The organism is Polyangiaceae bacterium (assembly GCA_015075635.1).
Taxonomy (GTDB): domain Bacteria; phylum Myxococcota_A; class Polyangia; order Polyangiales; family Polyangiaceae; genus JADJKB01.
In genome coordinates this window covers 2898878-2917160 of record JABTUA010000002.1, presented here as the reverse complement: position 1 = coordinate 2917160, position 18283 = coordinate 2898878, and the positions used below count along the sequence as shown (strand labels likewise).

The following is an 18283-nucleotide window of genomic DNA, read 5'->3' as shown; positions in this document are numbered from 1 at the left end:
GTTCTTTCGTTCAGGCGCCGCGGACCAGGCCCACGATCTTCTGCGCACCATCCGCCATGGTGCCGGCCGGGACGATCTTCAGCCCGCTCTCGCTCAGGATCTTCTTGCCGAGGTCCACGTTGGTGCCCTCCAGGCGCACCACGCAGGGGACCGACAGGCCGATCTCCTTGGCCGCCGCCACCACGCCTTCGGCGATGACGTCGCACTTCATGATGCCGCCGAAGATGTTGACGAAGATGCCCTTCACCTCGTCGCTGTGCAGGATGATCTTGAAGGCCTTGGTGACCTGCTCCTTCGTGGCGCCGCCGCCGACGTCCAGGAAGTTCGCGGGCTCGCCGCCGAAGTGCTTGATGATGTCCATGGTGGACATGGCCAGGCCCGCGCCATTGACCAGGCAGCCGATGTCGCCGTCCAAGTTGATGTAGGAGAGGCCGGCCTCCTTGGCCTCGAGCTCGACCGCGTCCTCTTCGTCCTTGTCCTCGAGCTCCTTCCACTCGGGGTGCCGACCCTCGGCGTTGGAGTCGAAGTTGATCTTCGAGTCGAGGGCGAGGACGTCCCCGCTTTCGAGCACCACCAGCGGATTGATCTCGAGTAGCGAGCAGTCTTCCTTCTCGAACAGGCGGCCCAGCTTGGTGACGATGTCGGCGAACTGCTTGACGGTCTCCTTCGGCTTCGGGCTGCCCTTGGCGATGTTCAGGCCATAGGCCAGCTTGCGCGCCTGCCAGCCGCCGAGCCCGAGCGCGGGGTCGATGTGCTCGGTCAGGATCTTCTCCGGGGTCTCCGCCGCGACCTTCTCGATCTCGACGCCGCCCTCGGTGCTGGCCATGATGGCGATGCGCTTCTTCTCGCGGTCGACGACCATGCCGAGGTAGAGCTCGCGCGCGATGGCCATGCCCTGCTCGATGTAGAGCCGGCGCACCTTCTGCCCGCCGGGGCCGGTCTGGTGCGTCACGAGCTGCATGCCGAGCAGCGCGTCCGCGACCTCGCGGGCCTTCTTCGGGCCGTCCTTGACGACCTTCACGCCGCCGCCCTTGCCGCGTCCGCCCGCGTGGATCTGCGCTTTGACGACCACGACCGGGATGCCGGTCTCGTCGATGAGTCGCTTCGCGGCGCTCTCGGCCTCCTCGGTGCTGAAGGCGGGGTAGCCCTTGGGCACCGGAATGCCGTACTTCGCGAAGATCTGCTTGCCCTGGTACTCGTGGATCTTCATGACAGGCCCGAGCGCGTAGATCGGCGACCCGTCGGCCGCAAGGGCCCGGCGCGCTCAGTCAGTCTCGATCGGTTCTCCGCGAGTCGAGCTGGGTCGCCACCACCGGCGGGGAAGTGGTGACCCGGGGACGGGGCGGTGGAGAGGTACTGGGCCGCACAGGAGCAAGTGCCATCGAGCCTCTACGGGGGCAGGAGCCCGAGGGCGGTGATCGACGCGGAGTCTGTCAAAGAGCAGGTCGGCGCGAAGGCCTCGGCACGGGTCACGCAGGCGCCGGCGGGAGCCGGCGGTCACTCGAGTTTCGAGGGGTCTCTGCGGTGGCCTTGACTGTGCAGAGCCAGATGTCGCGCATCAGGTCGCGCCAGGGCCGCCTACGCTGTTCGTCGCTGCGCAAAGTCACCCCGCGCCAGAGCGCGAGCAGCGTGTATGCGATGCGCCGCAGCACCATCACGACGACCGTGGCTCGCGGGTTCTGTTCGATCCACGGATGATGGTCCTCGGCGAAGGCGCCATCGAGAAGCTGATGGGCAGTCTCGACGCCCCAGTGGCGCCGTACGACGAGCAGCCACTCGGCATCGGTGAGACGAGAGCGTGGCAAGCTGGAGACGAAGTAGCGGTTGTCGTTCGCGACCCGGACGCCATTGGAGTCGAGGGTCTCGACCTCGACGCGGAGCACGGTCCTGAGATGCTCCCAACCTTCCGGCGCGGCAAGGGCTTCACCGAGGTAGATGCGCCGCACGACGGAGCGACTGTGGTCGAGATCCGTGCTGGTGGCGGCGGCCTGGTCAGGCTCCAGGCCACCCATCCAGCGCACGGCCTCGGTGTGGAGGGAGGGTTGGGTGCTCTTGACGGCAAACAGGTAGTGAAGTCCGAGGTCGCGCACCGCCCGAGCGCCAGCGACGCCCGCGTGGGTTGCGCGGGTCGCGGACCTCGTCGAGGCGCGCGTCGCCGAAGCGTTTGACGAGCATGCCGATGACTCTGCGTTGAGTGCGACCTGTTCGAGGCACAGATGAGCTCCTTTCCTTCGTCCGCATGCGTGCCCACGGCGCTGCCGCTGACAATGACCACCAAGGGCAATCCGTGCACACCCCATTCGACGTGGGGTGTGCCCGAACCGTCTCACGGTGTGAGAATGGCGAGCGTCGCGCGAAGCATCGGCTCGAGCAGCGGCTCCACCTCGCAGAGGCGCGCTTGCTCGACGGCTCGCCGCGCGTCCGCTCGCTTGAACCCCATCCGAACCAGCGCTCCGAGCACCTTTTCGGACACGCCGCCCTCGGGCGCGGGCGTCGGCGCTGGTGGCGCCGGTGGCGTGCTCTGTCTTCGCCTCGCTCGCGCCTCCGAGATCTCGTTCTGGATGTGGTCCTCACCGAAGACCTGGCGCGCTCGGTGGGCGTTGTGAGGTCTGCAAAGCAAGCAGCAGTTGTCCACCGTCGTGGGCCCGCCCTTCGCGAACGGGTCGATGTGCTCGATGGTCAAGAAGCGCGTCGCCGAACACCGCCGCCCTTCGGCGTCGGTGAAGGTGCACTGGTCGCCGTCCCGCTCCCTGACCGCTCGCTGGACTTCCACCGGAACGTGCCGCGAGCCCGGCTTCGTCTCGCGGCGCTTGCGGGGCTTGCCCGCGCCGGCGCGGCGCTTCGTCTCCCGCTCGATGAGCAGGTCCAGCGCGCGCTCGAGGATCGTCGCGAGGTCGCCGCTGGGCACCGTGTGGCTGAGCAGCGCCCGGGCCTGCTCGAGCTTGTCGCGGAACGCAGCGTGGGCGCTGAATTCCACGCGAACGCTCTCCGGCGAGAGCGGCTCGACGCGAGGGCGAGGCGCCTGGGCCGGCGGGGCCGGGGTACCTGCCCCGGACCATGTGGACAACTGCCCTTGTACCGGCTCGGGCGTGACCGGGGTGATGGTCGGCGGCACGGCCGGCCGCGGGAACCAGCGGGCGAGCAGCTCCTCGAGCTGTCGCTTGGACTTCCCTCGCGCCTCGGCGAGGAGCTGCTCGGCGTTGTCGTCCGTCAGGTGGCCGGAGAGCAGGAACAGCCCCGTCAGGTGGAGCTCGCCGCTGGCGAGGTCATCGAGCACCTGGGGGAACTGCTGGGCCAGGCGGGCCACACGCACACGCTTGGTCGCGCTGTCCTCGGAATAGCCGAGGCGCTCGGTGCAGTAGGCGAAGAGGGAGGAACACGCATCGAAATAGACAGTCCGGCCGAGCCGGAGGAACTCGCTTCCGGTCTGCCGCAGTCGCGGAATCGCTGTCGGTGGTGTGGCGTGGAACGGGAACAACACAGCCTGCGGCGGTCGAGCTCTGCCAGGTGGAAGATGACGTTGGCGCACGCCGACCGCTCCGAGCTCACGGCGGCCGAAAGTCGCTCGCGGAGCTCGTGGTCGGAGACCGAAGAGAGAGCGTTCATGCTTTCTGGCATATCACGCGATTTTTCGAGCTCGCTGCTGACACGCTGAGCGCGTTTCGGGCATCTGAACGCGTCGCGCGTCGTCGCGCGCACGAACGCGCACGAGCGCGTCACCACGCGCGAGCGAGAGGCCCTCACCCGCGTGGTCGTCGAACGCGAACGCGCGTCGCTCGAGAATGCGTCAAGAGAAATCGACGTCTCGATGCTCTTTCCTTCAGGTCACCGTACGCTGAAACGCTGCTCGCACGCCCGCAAACAAACGGGCGTGCACGGGATGCCCTTGGTGGTCTTTGTCAGCGGCAGCGCCGTGGGTCCGGAAGCTGCGCGTCGAGCTCGAGTCCGATGGCGCTCCCTCCAGGCAGCTGCACGCAGTGCCGCACTCGCGGTCATCGAGCTCTGCGTCGTGCGCCCACTTCGCCGACGCCGCCAGTGCTTCACCAGCGCCCCCGAATGGCCACGCCCTCCGCTCCAGCGCCGGCCCGTCCTGACCTCGAGTGCGAATTTGCGCCTGGTCGCGCGCCGTACCCGTGACCGTCCTCAACTCTTCGAGAACGCGTCGCTTCTCGACCTCTGTCCGGCCCGACTACTACTAGGAAACCAACCCGTCAGCCGGCGATCATCTGGATCTCGACCTTGCAGCCGAGGTCGCCGAGGCGGCGGACCAGGCGGCCGATCGCCTTGGTCTTGTCGCGGCGGTCGAAGTGGTCGGAGCCCAGGTCGTGGTATTCGACGCCGTCGCGGAGCATGAAGTAGACCGCCTGCAGGATTGAGGCGGCAACCGCCAGAATCGCCTTCTTGGCTCCGCGACGTGACTTGATGCGCAGGACTACCGAGCGGGACTGCGCGCTCAGTGCAAGAACGCCCGAGTCACGTTGAAGCGGGCCTCCGACGCCGAGAGCACGCGCCGGATCGCCGGCGCGTTCCGGCCGGCGATCGTTGCGCCCAGATCCAGCGTAGTGGGGTGCGAGAGCGGCGTACCCTTGGCATCGGTCACCACGCGCAGCACCGGGGCGCCGGTCGCCCGCGCCGAGGTCGCGATGACCACGGCCCACTCGCCGCTGTCCAGCTCCACGACGCTGCCGGCCGGGACCATCCCGAGCGTGCGGATCAGGAGGCGCACCAGGAAGCGGCTCGCGCTCGGATCCGCGGCCATTGCGTCCACCGCCTCGGCGGGTGAGAGCGCAGGACGTGCGTCGCACGGCGCGATGTGATCGACCAGCTTGCGCACGAAGGCCAGGAGCTCGGATTGGGTGAGCGGGGTCTCGTCGATCCGGCACGGGCCGAGCACGGCGCTGCGCTCGAGCCAGGTCGTCTCGAAGACGGTCACGGTGCGCTCGGCGCTGTGGGGGTTGACGCCGCCGGTCGCGATGCAGAAGAGCGCCGTGACGGCCGGGACCCAGCTCTCTTCTTCGTCGGACAGGCCGCCGAGGGGGCTCGACGAGCCGGCGGACAGGCGAATGCGGCCGGCGTCGGCCAGAAGAGCGCTCATCGCGAGCCGGACCATTGGCTGGCGCTCCGGCGTGATCTCCCGCGCCAAGAGCACCGCCAAGATCGCCGACTGGACGGCGCGGGCGGCGTCGTCGCGGTGCGCGGCGGCCAGCGCCGCGATGCCGAGCAGCGCAGGGTTCCTCTCCTCCGTCAGCACGACCAGGCGCTGGGCCAGGCGCTTCACCCGGTGGGGGACCAGCCGGCGGCCTGCCGCGAGGTCCTCGTAGAACCGCCGCATTACCACCAGCGCCGTGGCGTAGAAGCGCACGGCGCGCTCGGTCGGCGCGCCTTCGTCCTCGCGCTGGCGCGAGAGCAGGGTCGGCTCCGCCGCGCGCAGGCTGACGCTCGGGATCTTCGCCTGGAGCAGCGCGTCTCGCTGGTCGGGAGCGCGCAGCGCCGTCGCCAGCGCCTGCCCGAACTCACGCAGCCCTTCCCGCGTCAGCCCGGGCTCGAAGGCGACCTCGGACACTCCGGCGCGCGCCAGCGTCCTGCCGAGCTCGCTGGCCGACTCGTAGACGCCGCGGGAGGCCCGGAGCAGCTGTCCGCAGACGAAGATCGTGTCGTCCGCGAAGGTGATCGTGGCGGCGCTGCCCAGCTCCCGCGTGAACGACTGCAGAACCTCCAGCGCGCGCGACGCGGCCTCGACGGCCGCGTCGTTGTCCATGGAATGCACCAGCGCGTTCTTGGCGAGACGGAAGATCGCGGTGGTCACGTCGGCGCCGCGGTCCTGGATCTGCTCCGCAAGCGCGTTGGACGCGAGGTTGGGCAGAAGGCTCTGAGTCATGAACGCCTCTTCGGGGTGGAGGCGTCGAGCGGGCTTTCCGGGTGCACGCTGTGCGGAGGCGCCGGGCGCGACGTCAGCACGGGTGCGGGCGGCTGTTGCGAGAGACGGAGCACGGCCTGCTCCTTGGCGAAGACCGCCGAGGTCCGCACTCGTTCGCTGTAGCGAAAGCGCCCGGTGCTCGCGTCATCGAGCGCCTCCAGCGACTCCCGGGTCGACGCGATCTGTCCCAGCACCTCGGCGGCCAGGGCTCGGCTCTCTTCGTGGGCAGAAATCGTGAGCAAGCGCGAGTCGCCGAGCAGCTCCGTGCACAGCTCCTCGGCGCGTGCGGGAGCCAGGGTCGCGAGCGTGCTCAAGATCTGACGGCGCTCGTCCACGGAGAGCTTGTCGAAGACCGCGGACTTCGCGCGCATGGCCAGCGCGGGCCCGGCCGCCTTGATCTGTCGCTCGCGAATCGCGCGGAGCGCGGAGACCCGGACCTCGGGAACCGGATCTTCGATCAGCGTGCGAAGCTCGAGGCGCAGGCGCTCGCCGGCACCGTCCAGGTGGGCCAAGGCCTCGATGCGCACGACGGCGTGGGGGCTCTCCGCGGCCCGGAGCACCGCTGCCCGCGCCGCCGGCGTGCCCAGGCGCCCGAGGACCCGCACCAGCGCGAGGCCGGTGTCCAGATCGACCCCTGCGAAGGCCGTCGCGATGTGCTCTTCGTGGCCCTCCGCGTTGCGCGCGAGGTAGTCCGAGAGGGCGCCCCCGAGGGTTCCCGCTTTGCCTTGGAGGAACGTCTCGAGCACGACGGGAACGAAGGCGTTGCCGGAGACGTCGAGGATTTCCCGGAGCAGCTGGAGGCTGGCGGGGCTCGGGTCCGGGTCCGTCGCCGTGGCGAGCAGCGCGCGCAGGGCGCGCTCGGAGATGACCCCGCGGGCCAGGGCACCCCTGAGCTCCGCGCCTTCGCCCGGAGCCTCTCGGTCATCGAAGCAAGCGAAGAGCGAGGTCACGAAGCGCGCGGCCGCGGCCGGCGCGGACTCCGCGAGCCCATCCAGCGTCGCGCGCAGCGGAACCGTGATGGCCCCCGCGGCGTTCAGGCGCCGGCCAGCGCGGAAGGCCTCGGCCAGCACCTTCACGAAGCGCTCGTCGACACCGGCCGTGTCCGCGAGCCGGGCGCGCACGACCTCGAGCGTCGTCGCGTCGATGTCGACGGCGCCGGCGCTGCCGGTGTCTGGCCCGAGGTCGCGCAGCTGGAAGGACTCGGCCTGGACCAGCGCTTCTCGATCTCGGGTGGCGCCGAGCGAGAGCAGCTGCTTCAGCCGCGCTTCTCGCCCCGCCGCGGACTCGACCCCCGCGCCTTTCTGCGCGTCCTGCCAGCACTCCTCGAGCTGGAAGCTGGTGTCGAAGTTGGCCAGCGCGGTGATCTCTCCGGCCGCCTTCTCGAAGGCGGCGCGGCTCGCCTGTTCGCCTTCGCTGAAGGTGTCGATGGCTCGGTAGACGACGTGCTCGAAGTTGGCGTCCCAGAGCAGCGTCACGAAGTCGTCGTCGGGCGACACGTCACGCACGCGGTCCAGGGTGATGACCCGCAAGAGCTCGGTGATCTCGTCTTGCCGCACGCCGGAGAGCAGCCCGATCAATCGCACGCCATCGGCGAAGAGCTGGTAGGGGATGCGGTCGAACGGCGCGCGGGGCTCCCACACCACGCTCTCGCCCAGGGTGAAGGCGTAGGGGGTGACCCGCCAGACCAGCGCCTCGTCGCTCTGGGCCAGGGCCTTCTCGCAGGCCTTGAAGGCACGCTCGAAGTGGCGGGCAGTCTCCGGGTGGGCAGCGCCGTACTGCTGGCGCGTGAAGAGCGCGTTCTCGAGCTGACGGAACGCCTCGGCGAGCGCGGCGGCGTCGCCGCTTCCGGTGAAGCGCTCGTCGAACGCCTCGAGCGCGTCCTCGGCGCGGCGCTCGCGCTCGTCCCGGGCGGGGTCGTACAAAGTCTCCGCTTCCGGCGCAGCGCGTACGGGAGCCGCGCTCGGGCGCTCGATCGAGAGGTCGAGGGAGGGAATGTGGGCCGGCGGGGCGGAGCTCCGAGCGCGGGCCGTGACCGGCGGGGCGGAGCTCCCGGCGCGCGCCGTGGCCGGCGGTCGGGTGACGCGCGGCAGCGAGACGTGTCCGCCGGGGAGCGAAACGCGCTCGGGCGGGCGCGAGACGTGCTCGGCCCGGGGCGATGAGGGCTGGGAAACGGGCGGTGCCGAGCCCCGAGTGGGCGGGGCCGGGGCGGCCCGAGTGAGCTCCGCCAGGACCCTGAGCACGTCGCCGTGCATGCTGGCGGCGTCGTCGAAGCGCTTGGCCTGATCGTAGGCGAGCGCGCGATCCACGCAGCGCACCACCGCGAGCGGGGCGTCCGAGAAGCGCGCCAGCGACGGCGCCGGCTTGGACGCGGCGAGCACCAACGTCTCGTTACCGCTCGGCGCGTCGTGGACCATGCGACCGGTGATCATCGTGAAGGCGATGGCGCCGATGGCCCAGAGGTCGGTACGCGCGTCCACCTTCGACCAGCGGCCGAGCGCCTGCTCCGGCGCCATGAACGCCGGAGTCCCCATCACCAACCCCGTGCGGGTGCGACTCTGTCCTTCGGTGGCCTCGAGCAGCCGTGCGATACCGAAGTCGAGGACCTTGACCTGTCCGTCGCGGGTCAGGAACAAGTTCTCCGGCTTGAGGTCGCGGTGCACGATGCCGGCGGCGTGCGCCTCCTCCATCACGTCGAGCACCCGCTCGAGCAGGCGCATCACCTCCGCGGGGGGAACCTTGCCGCCGTAGCGGGTCTGCACGCGCTCCAGCGACTCGCCGTCGAGCAGCTCCATGACCAGAAAAGGCTGGCCGGTCGGCGTGACGTCGTCGTCGTCCACGCGCACCACGCCCGGGTGGTTGATCTTGTTGGCGATGTACGCCTCGCGCAGGAAGCGCTGGCGCACCTGGGGGATCTGCGCGTACTTCTCGTGCAAGAGCTTCAGCGCCGCGGTGCGCCCGTTGCGGTGGGTGGCGCCGTAGACCGCGGCCATGCCGCCGACGCCGAGCAGGCGGTCCAGGTGCCACTTGCCCCCGATCCCGGTCCCGACGCGCTTCCGGCACTCGGCTTCGAAGAGGTCTTCGTCGTCCATTTCGCGCGCCTGACGGGACCTTCAAGGTAGGACCGCAGCACCAGGCGGGCAAGCGCTCACGGTCTGGGTTCGGGCTCTGCGCGGGCCTCGTCACCGACCTCGAGCCAGTGCAGGCGAAAGCCTTGGTCACTTTTCGCCATCTCGGCCTCGCCAGCGCGCGGCGCGGCGTGCAGGTCACCGGCTTGCGAGTCCGACACGAGGACCTCGAACGCCACGCGCACCAGCCCTCTGCCAGGTCGACCGGTGCGGACCTCTTGGAGGCTGATCACCGGGCGCCGACCTCGCCCGAGCTCCAGCGCCTTCGTGATGAACGCATCGCGTCCCTGGAGCGACTCCCCGCCAGGGAGGGTGACATGCACGTCCGAATCCACCAGGCTCGCGAGCTCGCGACGCAACCGCGCTTCGCGCGCGACCGGCGCTTCGCCAGGCTTGTCGGCCAGCGTCGCGACCAGACGCTCGAACGCCGCTCGTGCCGCCCTCTCCTCGCTCGCGGGTCGTACGAAGATCGAGGCGAAGCCGACGAGCAGCACGCCCGCGATCAGGAGCTGCTTGCCTCGCGTCACGAGCCGCGCTTCTCCAGCTTGCGTAGCTCCTCGAACAGGCGTCTTTGCTCCGTGGAGAGCTGCTTCGGTACTTCGACGCGCAGCACCAGGTACAGGTCTCCGCGCTCCTCGCCGCCCAGCTCCGGCAGGCCCTTGCCGTGGACGCGCAGCAGGGTGTCCTGCTGCGCTCCCGCGGGCACCGCCACCTTCACCTGGCCGTCGAGGGTCTCGACGTCGAGGGTGGTCCCGAGCGCGGCGTCGGCCACGGACAGCGTCTCCACGCGGAACAGGTCGCTGCCACGCCGCTCGAAGCGGGGATCGGGCTCGCTTCGCAGGACGACCAGGAGATCGCCGGCAACGCCGCCTTGGGCGGGCGCGGCCATGCCGTGACCAGCGACGCGCAGCACGAGCCCGTCGGGTGCGCCGGTTGGAATGCGCACCTTCACCTCTTCGAGCGCGAGCACCTGACCCGTGCCGCCGCAGCTCTCGCAGGGCTCTCGGATGTGCCGCCCGCGACCGTGGCAGACGTCGCACACGGTGATGCTCTGGAACAGGGTGTTCCCGCGCTTGCCGCTGAGCGTCTTCTTGCCGCTGCCCTGGCAGGCCGCGCACTTCTCCGGCGCCGTGCCGGGCTTGGCGCCGCCGCCGTTGCACGCGGTGCAGGGCTTCGCGCGGCGAAAGCGCACGGGCTCCATGCCACCCTCGAGCACGCGCCGGAGCGAGATGGGGACCACGACCTCCACGTCGGATCCGCGCGGCGGGCCGGCCGCGCGCCGCCGCCGGCCGAACAGGCCGTCGAAGAAGCTCGGCCCGCCGAAGCCCAGCCCGAGCCCGCCCAGGATGTCGTCGAAATCGAGCCCGCCGTAGAGATCGTCCTGCGAGAAGCCGTCGGTCGCGACGAAGCCCCCGGCGTCGTACTGCCGTCGCTTGTCGGGGTCCGAGAGCACCGCGTAGGCCTCTGCGATTTCCTTGAACCGGCTCTCGGCGTCCGGCGCCTTGTTGCGATCGGGGTGGTACTTCTTGGCGAGCTCGCGGAAGGCATCCTTCACCGACTTCGGGTCCGCGTCGCGGGGGACGCCGAGGACCTCGTAGTAGTCGCGGCGGGCGGCGGCCATCGCCCCGAGCTTAGACCTTTCTGGCCCGATGTTTGCAGCCCCCCGGTGCGGCTGGCCGCCGCGGCGCGGAAATGATGGCGGTCATCCCCAATGTGGCCGGGAGCCGAGACCATGGACCGATGGAGCACAGCATCGGTCGTCTGGATGTTCTGGTCGGGCTGCTCGTCTGCGCGCTCGGTCAGGCGGGCTGCGGCAACGACGCCGAGGCGCGAGAGCCGTCCGAGGTGACCGTGACCTCGAAGGCCGCCCTCTACGAAGGCACGTTCACGGCGAGCCCTGCGGTGGGACACAACGAGGTTCGGCTTCAGCTCGCGAACGCGGACGGCAGCCCGCTCGAAGGCGCGCTGGTGGCCAGCGACGTGTGGTGCCCGGAGCACGGTCATGGATCCGGCGACATGCCGATGTGCAGCGAGCACGGCCACGGGGCCTATCTCGTGAACAACGTGGTCTTCACCATGCCGGGCACCTGGGACATGCACGTGTACGTTTCGGCCGAGGCTGGGTACGACGAGCTGGTCGTGAGCTACGACGTGGAGTGAGCAGCGGAAACTCCGGGGTTTTCTCCGGGCGCTGTGCGCCTCGCGGGTCAGGCTCTAAGCTCCTCGTCGCGTGCGCGTCGCCCTCATCTACCCACCGCCTTGGAAGATCCCGCGGCCCGGTGAGGCCCCGCCGCCGCGTGGCGAGGGTCCACCGGCGGACTTCGTAGAAGGCGATCTGGACTCCGACTTCTTTCAGACGCCGTACGGGCTGTTCTCCCTCGGCGCTCAGGCCATCCGCGCCGGGCATCACGTCAAGGTGCTGAACCTGTCTGGCTTCGCCTGGTCTCGGGTCGAGGAGGTGCTCTCCGCGCTCGACGCCGACGTGTATGGCATGTCGTGCTGGACCGCCAACCGGCGCGGCGTGGGCTACGTGGCTCGGCTGATGAAGAGCCTCCGCCCCCAGGCGCCGGTGGTGATCGGCGGGCCGCACGCGACCCCGCTCGGCAGAGAGATGCTCGAGCACCACCCGGAGATCGACCTGGTCACCCTGGGCGAGTCGGAGGACACCTTCCACGAGATCCTGGAGCGCGTCGCCTCCGGCGCGTCGCTCGCGGGCATCGCCGGCAGCGTCTACCGCGAGGGGGGCAGGGCGGTGCTCGGACCGGAGCGTCCGGCGATCGCCAACCTGGACACGCTCGAGTCTCCGCATCGCCACTTCGACACGCACATCGTGATGACCTCCCGGGGCTGCCCCTGGCAGTGCACCTTCTGCGGCGCGGAGACGAGCTGGGGTCGCGGCTTCCGCGGGCAGAGCATCCCGTACGTCGTGGACGCGCTGGCCAGCGCGCTGGAACGCGTGCCGGTGAAGATGATCCAGATCAAGGACGACACCTTCACGGCGAATCGCAAGCGCGCCTTGCAGATCTGTCAGGGCATCCGCCAGCGCGGGCTCTCGTTCTTGTGGAGCTGCGACACGCGCGTCGACGTGCTCTCCGAGGAGCTGTTGCGCGAGATGCGCCTGGCGGGCTGCCAGCGCCTCAGCCTGGGCGTCGAGAGCGGCTCGCAGCCGATCCTCGACGCCATCAACAAGAAAATCAGCGTGCAAGAGATCGAGGAAGCCGCGCAGATGGCGAAGAAGTTCGGCATCCGCGTGCGCTTCTACATGATGCTCGGGAACCGCGGCGAGACGGCGGCGACGTTCCGCGAGACGCTCGGGTTCCTGGAGCGCGCCCAGCCCCACGAGTACCTATTCTCGTGCCTCTCGATCTACCCGGGCACGACGGACTTCGACGACGCGGAGAAGGCGGGCTGGCTGAAGCGCGAGGTGTATTTCAGCGGGGACTTCCAGGAGCTCAAGACCCCCTTCGACGCGACGCCCGAGGACGCCAAGCTGATGAGCGACTGGTTCGCCCAGAACAAGGGCCTGCGCATCGGATTTCGCGAGACGTCCGCCGACTTCCGCGCCATCTTGGCGCGGCTCGGCGAGTACCACGCGGCGCACCTCGATCTGGCCGGCGCGCTCTACCACGAAGGTGATCTGGCCGGCGCCCAGCACCACGCGAAGCGCGCGCTCGAGCTGGGGCACCCCTGCCCGGGCCTGTGCCTGAACTACCTCGCGTGCATCGCGTTCCGGCGCGGGGACGTGCCGGCCATGCAGGAGCTCTTCCTGCGGGCCGCCAAGACGGATCCGCAGCACGACGTGCTGATCCAGAACGTGCAGCGCGCGCGGGCCTGGTTCAAGGAGCGCGGGCCCGCGCGGCAGCTGCCCCTCGTGCTCGACGCGCGCCACGACTTCATCTTGCTCGAGCGCAACGCTCAGCCGACGCTGCCCGGTCCGCTGCCCGACGACTTCGCGGCGTGGCACGAGCACGCCGCGCCGGAGGTTCCGCCGCTGGTCGAGGCCAGGCGATTGCGCGTGATCTAGTCTCAGTTGCAGACGCCCACGTCTTGCCCGCTGGCGACCTGGCAGGTCTTGCCGCTCGGGCAGTCGGCGCTCACCGCCGCGCGACAGGCTTTGAGGCAGGTGTAGGTCGTGCCGGAGGTGTTCGCGCACAGCCCGCGCCACGCCGCCCCGTCGTTGCCGCAGGGCTCCCCGCCGGTCGAACCGCTGGCGCAGGTCCCGTCGAGCGCTGCGGGGTCCCCCGACTCCGCGAAGCACACGCCGATCAGCGCGCAGCGCTGCGCGCTCGGGCAGCCGGGGCTGCCGGACCAGAAGCTGCACTGGTTGCGGCACACCGAGACGCTCTGGTCCGTGGCGCAGACGAGGCCCGTCGCGCAACCGGTGTTCAGGGCCGTGGCCTTGCAGCTCTGGCCTTCGGACGCGCTGCCCGCGCCCCAGCAGAAGCCGCTGTTGTCCGCCATCGAGACCTTGCAGGTCGCGCCACCGGCGCAGGGCGTGCCCTTGAAGATGCACTCGGGGTAGCAGGCGCCGACCGAGGCGTTCTCGTCTTGCGCGACGCAGGTCTTGCCGCTCTGGCAGTCGATGGTGTCCGAGCACTGGCCGGCGACGCACTTCGCCGTCGCCGGATCGCAGACCATGGTGGTGGGGCTCGCGCAGTCCGACGCCTCGTCGCAGGTCGCACCGCCGCCTCCCGTTCCGCCACCGCCGGTCGCGCCGGTGCCACCGCCGAAGCCGCCGGTCGCGCCGCCGAAGCCGCCTGCGGCACCCGCGGCCCCGCCGGTCGCGCCGCCGAAGCCGCCGGTCGCGCCGCCTACGCCGCCGGTCGCGCCGCCGAAGCCACCCGTCGCGCCGCCGACGCCGCCGGTCGCGCCGCCGACGCCGGCGTCATTGAAGCCGCCGCTGCTGCCTCCGGCGGAGCCGCAGGCGATCGCGCAGAGGAGCAGAGGGCCGAGACCGAGGACGATTCGGGCTTTCATGGCCCCTGGTACGGAAGGCGCGGCGACAATGTTCCTGAGCGCAGGTGCGCTAGGCTCTCGCGCGTGGTGACCTTCTTCTTCGACTTCATCTCCCCCTACGCTTACCTGGCGTGGTGGCGCGTGCTGGAAATCGCGGACCGGCATGGGCGAGACCTGGAGCCGGTTCCCGTGCTGTTCGCCGGGCTGCTTCAGGCCCACGGCACCCGAGGTCCGGCGGAGGTCCCGGCTCGCCGGCGTTACTTGATGAAGGACGTGGTGCGCATCGCCCACGACTTCTCCGTGCCCATCGACGCGCCGTTCGCGCACCCGTTCAACCCGCTCTTGGCGCTCAGGCTCAGCTCCCTGCCGATGTCGCCCAGCGAGCGCCGTGCGCTGATCTCGGCGCTCTTCCGCGCGACCTGGGCGGAGCGCCGGGCGGTGGTGGAGCCGGCCGTGGTCGCGGAGATTCTGGCGGCCGCCGGCCTACCGAGGGAGCTCCTGGGCCGCGCCGCCGAGCCGGACGCCAAGCAGCGCGTGCGCGAGCAGACCGAGCGTGCCATCGCGCTCGGCGTGTTCGGCGTCCCCACCGCGGCCGTCGGTGCCGAGCTGTTCTGGGGCACGGACTCGCTCCCGCACCTCGAGCGCTTCCTCTCCGGCGCTGACCCTGTGCCGGTCGATCTGCTGGAGCGCTGGGCAGCGCTGCCGGCGCAGGCCGTGCGCAGGAGCTAGGCCCTCACGCGCTTCATTCCCGGGTCGTACAGCGGCTTCATCGAGGCGACGGCCGGGTACAGTCTGCCGGCGATGTCCACCTCCCACTTGCCGTCGTCCAAGTAGGCCTGTGTGACCGGCTCCCCCGCCTCGATCATCGCCAGCCCCACGGCGCCGCCGAGCGTGTGCCCGTAAGACGCAGCGCGGATGTAGCCGACGGGCTTGCCGCTGCGAAACACGACCTCCGCGTGGAACATCAGCGGCTCGGGGTCCGTCACCAGGATCTGCACGATGCGGCGGCGGAGCGGGCCCTCCGCCTTCTTGGCCAGCACCGCCTCGCGGCCCAGGAAGCCGCCGGGCTTGTCCAGCGCGACGGCGAAGCCGAGCCCCGCCTCCAGCACCGAGTCGGTGTTGTCGATGTCGTGGCCGTAGTCGCGGTAGCCCTTCTCCATGCGCAGGCTGGCCAGCGCCTTCAGGCCGGCGTGCCGTAGCTCCAAGCGCTTCCCCGCCTCGACCAGTCGGTCGTAGACGTGCGTCGCTTGCTCGGTGGGGATGTAGAGCTCGTAGCCCAGCTCGCCCAGGTAGGTGATGCGCACGCAAAGCGCGCGGGCGAAGCCGATGTCGATCTCGCGGGCCGAGCGGAACGGGAACGCCTCGTTCGACAGATCCGCCGTCGTCACAGCCTGCATCAGCTCCCGCGAGCGGGGCCCCTGGACGTTGATTTGCGCGTAGCCGGAGGTCACGTCGCTGACGAAGGTCTGCGCGCCCTCCGGGACGTGGCGGCGCATCCAGGTGAGCACGTGACGATGAGCGGTGTCCGAGGCCACCACCCAGTAGCGCTCGTCGCCGAGCTTGGTGACGGTCAGATCCGCCTCGAGGGTGCCGCCGGCGTTCAGCCACTGCGTGTAGGTGATGAGGCCGCTCGGCCCGTCCACGTCGTTGGCGGAGAGGAAGCTCAGGAAGCGCCCGGCGTCGCGGCCCTCGACCCAGAACTTCGCCATGAAGGACATGTCCATCAGGATCACGCCCTCCCGCGTGGCGCGGTGCTCCGCTGCCCAGTACTCGAACCAGCTCTGCCGGCCCCAGGAGAGCTTCTCGACCTTGGGCTCCGCGCCCTCCGGCGCGTACCAGTCCGCGCCCTCCCAGCCGCTCACGTCGCGGAAGTAGGCGCCGCGCGCCGCGAGCCGATCGTAGATGGCGGACTTCTTCGCGCCCCGGGCGGTCAACATGGAGCGGGTCGGATAGTGGCACTGGTAGACCATGCCCAGCGACTCGACGGTCCGCGTGCGCCGGTACTCGGGGTTCGCCTGGTAGCCGTGCAGGCGGTCGATGTTCATGCCGGTGACGTCGACGTCGGGACGGCCGTTCGCGATCCAGTGGGCCACGACCCGGCCCAGGCCGCCGCCGGTCAGGATGCCGATGGAGTTCAGCCCGGCGGCAACGAAGTAGTTCCGGAGCTCCGGCGCCTCGCCCACCACGGGCAAGAGATCCGGCGTGAAGCTCTCCGGTCCGCAGAAGAACTTGCGGATACCGACCTCGAGCGAGATGGGCACGCGCTGCATCGCCTTCTCGACGTACGGACCCATGCGGTCCCAGTCCGGGGTGATCTCGCCGAACGAAAAGTCGTCCGGCACTCCCTCGACCTTCCACGGAGCGCAGACCGGCTCGAACAGGCCGATCATCAGCCCGCCGACCTCCTCGCGGTAGTAGCCGTGGGAGGCCGGGTCCTCGATCACCGGGAACGACTTGTCGAGGCCCGGCACCTTGTCGGTGATCAGGTAGTAGTGCTCGGCTGCCTGCAGCGGCACGTTCACGCCGGACTTCTCGGCCAGCTGGCGCGCCCACATGCCGGCGCAGTTGACGACGTACTCCGCCTGAACGTCGCCGCGGTCGGTCGAAACGCCGGTCACCACGCCGCGCTTCGTGAGGAGCCCCGTGACGGTGACGCCTTCGATGACCATGGCGCCCTTCAGCCGAGCGCCCTTGGCCAGGGCCATGGTCACGTCCACGGGGTTCACCCGCCCGTCGCCCTTCACGTAGAAGCCCGCCAGCACGTCGTCCGTCTTGGCGAGCGGAAAGAGCTCCTTCACCTCTCGGCCGGAGATCTCGTGCACATCCACGCCGCAGTGCCGGTTGAAGGCGGCGACCCGGCGGTACTCCTCGAGGCGATCCGGCTCGGTGGCGAGCTCGATGAAGCCGACCGGCTCGAAGCCGGTGGCGAGCCCCGTCTCGGCTTCCAGCCGGCTGTAGAGATCGCGGGTGTATTTGCGCATCTCCGTCGAGGTCTCGGAGGTGGAGCCGAACGTCACCATCAACCCGGCCGCGTGCCAGGTGGTCCCCGAGGTGACGCGATCGCGCTCCAGCAGCAAGATCTCGCCGAAGCCCAGTTGGGCCAGGTGGTAGGCGACGGAGCAGCCGATGACGCCGCCGCCGATCACGACGACGCGCGCATGCTGCGGCAAGACCGGGTCGGACATGGCGTCACTCGGAACAGGGCCCGATGGGCTCGTCGCAGTTCGACGGTCCGCACGCGGTGGGATACTGCTGGCCGTTCAGGCAGGTCAGCACCTGCGCGCACACCTGATCCCGGTTGCAGGCTCCCGACTCGCCGCCCGGGGTGCCAGGCTCGGTCGTCGCGGGCTCATCGCCGGGTCCCGTTGGCCGCTCCGGTGGGCTGGGTGCCGGTGTCGGCGATGCAGCACACGCCACTCCCACCAACGACACGAGCAGAGCGCAGACGATTCGGACCTTCAAGAGCACCTCCGGGACCGGACGATACAGCGAGTCGGGACCAGAGCCAGCCCCGGCCGCGCGCGCCAGGGATTCGCTCGTTCAGAGCGCCCCGCGCAAGCGGTGCGCGCGTCCTGGGGCTTTCCGCACGATTAGGGCTGGCGTGGGTGGGTACGTGTCTTGCCCCCAAAGTCCCCATGAGGATCACACCGTACCTGGTCACCCTGCTCGCAGTGGTGGCCGTCGATTCCGCAAGCGCGGCGGGAGCTCCCACCGCGACGCCGATGGTGTTGGACCTCGTTGGCAACGGCATCGACCTCGGAGGGCAGACCACCACGTCGCTCTTCGGGCCGACGCTGACCCTGCGCTGGACCAAAGCCTCGAGCGACGACTCCTTCTTGGTCATCGACGCGACCGCGCTACGCCAAAAAGGCTACGACTGGCGAAGCCCGCACGGGCCCGCCCTGAAAGGCAACCAGCTCGTTCGGGGAGGAACCGAGCTCGGGACCGCGAGCGGCAAGGTGACGATTCGGGACAGCTGGCACCTGCTCACCCTGCTCGACGCCAACGGCGACGGCATGCTGAGCGCCGCCGATCCCGCCTGGCCGACGGCGAGCGTCTTCACCGATGCCGACGCCAACGGGAGACTCGAGACCAGCGAGCTCATGGCGCTGCCCGTCTCGGGCGTGAAGAGCATCTCGCTCACGCACGCAGCGCCCACTCCCGACGACTACGGCAACGTGTTCCGAAACGGCACCTACCAGACCGCGAGCGGGACGACGCGCACGGCGAGCGGAGTCTCGCTGGCGAGCGGTGTCCTGCGTCCTGCTGCGCTGGATTGGTAGGC

15 protein-coding genes are annotated in these 18283 nt (G+C 70.1%); 4 read left to right on the top strand and 11 right to left on the bottom strand.

All coding sequences use genetic code 11. The features are described 5' to 3' along the window. Window positions 1–10 precede the first annotated feature (10 nt). The 8 genes from sucC to HS104_29115 all read right to left on the bottom strand — a co-directional run bounded on the left by sucC (window position 11) and on the right by HS104_29115 (window position 10663). The gene (sucC, locus tag HS104_29150) at window positions 11–1210 is read right to left on the bottom strand and encodes an ADP-forming succinate--CoA ligase subunit beta (protein ID MBE7484022.1); all 1200 of its coding nucleotides are present in this window, start codon (window positions 1208–1210) and stop codon (window positions 11–13) included. A 259-nt stretch (window positions 1211–1469) separates the two neighbouring features. Further along, window positions 1470–2090, bottom strand: a complete 621-nt coding sequence (locus HS104_29145) for a hypothetical protein (GenBank protein ID MBE7484021.1) — start codon at window positions 2088–2090, stop codon at window positions 1470–1472. 236 nt (window positions 2091–2326) lie between these two features. Next, entirely contained in the window at window positions 2327–3478 is a 1152-nt protein-coding gene (locus HS104_29140) for an HNH endonuclease (GenBank protein ID MBE7484020.1), read from the bottom strand. Between the two features lie 733 nt (window positions 3479–4211). Next, complete coding sequence (locus HS104_29135) at window positions 4212–4352, bottom strand: hypothetical protein (GenBank protein MBE7484019.1); 141 nt, start codon at window positions 4350–4352, stop codon at window positions 4212–4214. A 101-nt stretch (window positions 4353–4453) separates the two neighbouring features. Further along, complete coding sequence (locus HS104_29130; protein ID MBE7484018.1) at window positions 4454–5878, bottom strand: hypothetical protein; 1425 nt, start codon at window positions 5876–5878, stop codon at window positions 4454–4456. Next, entirely contained in the window at window positions 5875–9006 is a 3132-nt protein-coding gene (locus HS104_29125; GenBank protein ID MBE7484017.1) for a protein kinase, read from the bottom strand. The genes HS104_29130 and HS104_29125 overlap by 4 nt, the downstream gene beginning before the upstream one ends. 56 nt (window positions 9007–9062) lie before the next feature. Next, complete coding sequence (locus HS104_29120) at window positions 9063–9569, bottom strand: hypothetical protein (protein ID MBE7484016.1); 507 nt, start codon at window positions 9567–9569, stop codon at window positions 9063–9065. Beyond that, a complete protein-coding gene (locus HS104_29115) occupies window positions 9566–10663 on the bottom strand; it encodes a J domain-containing protein (protein ID MBE7484015.1) in 1098 nt (365 codons plus the stop codon). Before HS104_29115 ends, HS104_29120 begins: the two co-directional genes overlap by 4 nt. 119 nt (window positions 10664–10782) lie before the next feature. Between HS104_29115 and HS104_29110 the strand changes: the two genes are divergently transcribed. Beyond that, the gene (locus HS104_29110; GenBank protein ID MBE7484014.1) at window positions 10783–11202 is read left to right on the top strand and encodes a FixH family protein; all 420 of its coding nucleotides are present in this window, start codon (window positions 10783–10785) and stop codon (window positions 11200–11202) included. A 70-nt stretch (window positions 11203–11272) separates the two neighbouring features. Then, window positions 11273–13066, top strand: coding sequence for a cobalamin B12-binding domain-containing protein (locus tag HS104_29105; GenBank protein ID MBE7484013.1), 1794 nt, complete (start codon window positions 11273–11275; stop codon window positions 13064–13066). 2 nt (window positions 13067–13068) lie between these two features. Here the strand turns inward: HS104_29105 and HS104_29100 are convergent, their stop codons facing one another. Then, on the bottom strand, window positions 13069–14019 hold the full coding sequence (locus HS104_29100; protein MBE7484012.1) for a hypothetical protein: 951 nt from the start codon (window positions 14017–14019) through the stop codon (window positions 13069–13071). A gap of 63 nt (window positions 14020–14082) precedes the next feature. Here HS104_29100 and HS104_29095 point away from each other — a divergent pair, with 63 nt between their 5' ends. Next, window positions 14083–14727 (top strand): 2-hydroxychromene-2-carboxylate isomerase, encoded by a 645-nt coding sequence (locus tag HS104_29095; protein ID MBE7484011.1) that lies wholly within the window; start codon window positions 14083–14085, stop codon window positions 14725–14727. Here HS104_29095 and HS104_29090 read toward each other — a convergent pair. Continuing rightward, the gene (locus tag HS104_29090) at window positions 14724–17183 is read right to left on the bottom strand and encodes a GcvT family protein (GenBank protein MBE7484010.1); all 2460 of its coding nucleotides are present in this window, start codon (window positions 17181–17183) and stop codon (window positions 14724–14726) included. The genes HS104_29095 and HS104_29090 overlap by 4 nt on opposite strands. Window positions 17184–17187: 4 nt before the next feature. Beyond that, window positions 17188–17460, bottom strand: a complete 273-nt coding sequence (locus HS104_29085) for a hypothetical protein (protein ID MBE7484009.1) — start codon at window positions 17458–17460, stop codon at window positions 17188–17190. Between the two features lie 173 nt (window positions 17461–17633). Here HS104_29085 and HS104_29080 point away from each other — a divergent pair, with 173 nt between their 5' ends. Further along, the gene (locus HS104_29080; GenBank protein MBE7484008.1) at window positions 17634–18281 is read left to right on the top strand and encodes a hypothetical protein; all 648 of its coding nucleotides are present in this window, start codon (window positions 17634–17636) and stop codon (window positions 18279–18281) included. Window positions 18282–18283 lie beyond the last annotated feature (2 nt).

What these genes read in the sequence shown, in the direction of transcription:
- HS104_29080 (MBE7484008.1), top strand. Translation starts at nt 17,634, where the DNA reads ATGAGGATCACACCGTACCTGGTCACCCTGCTCGCAGTGGTGGCCGTC.
- HS104_29100 (MBE7484012.1), bottom strand. Translation starts at nt 14,019, where the DNA reads ATGAAAGCCCGAATCGTCCTCGGTCTCGGCCCTCTGCTCCTCTGCGCG.
- HS104_29090 (MBE7484010.1), bottom strand. Translation starts at nt 17,183, where the DNA reads ATGTCCGACCCGGTCTTGCCGCAGCATGCGCGCGTCGTCGTGATCGGC.
- HS104_29110 (MBE7484014.1), top strand. Translation starts at nt 10,783, where the DNA reads ATGGAGCACAGCATCGGTCGTCTGGATGTTCTGGTCGGGCTGCTCGTC.
- HS104_29135 (MBE7484019.1), bottom strand. Translation starts at nt 4,352, where the DNA reads ATGCTCCGCGACGGCGTCGAATACCACGACCTGGGCTCCGACCACTTC.
- HS104_29125 (MBE7484017.1), bottom strand. Translation starts at nt 9,006, where the DNA reads ATGGACGACGAAGACCTCTTCGAAGCCGAGTGCCGGAAGCGCGTCGGG.
- sucC (MBE7484022.1), bottom strand. Translation starts at nt 1,210, where the DNA reads ATGAAGATCCACGAGTACCAGGGCAAGCAGATCTTCGCGAAGTACGGC.
- HS104_29130 (MBE7484018.1), bottom strand. Translation starts at nt 5,878, where the DNA reads ATGACTCAGAGCCTTCTGCCCAACCTCGCGTCCAACGCGCTTGCGGAG.
- HS104_29115 (MBE7484015.1), bottom strand. Translation starts at nt 10,663, where the DNA reads ATGGCCGCCGCCCGCCGCGACTACTACGAGGTCCTCGGCGTCCCCCGC.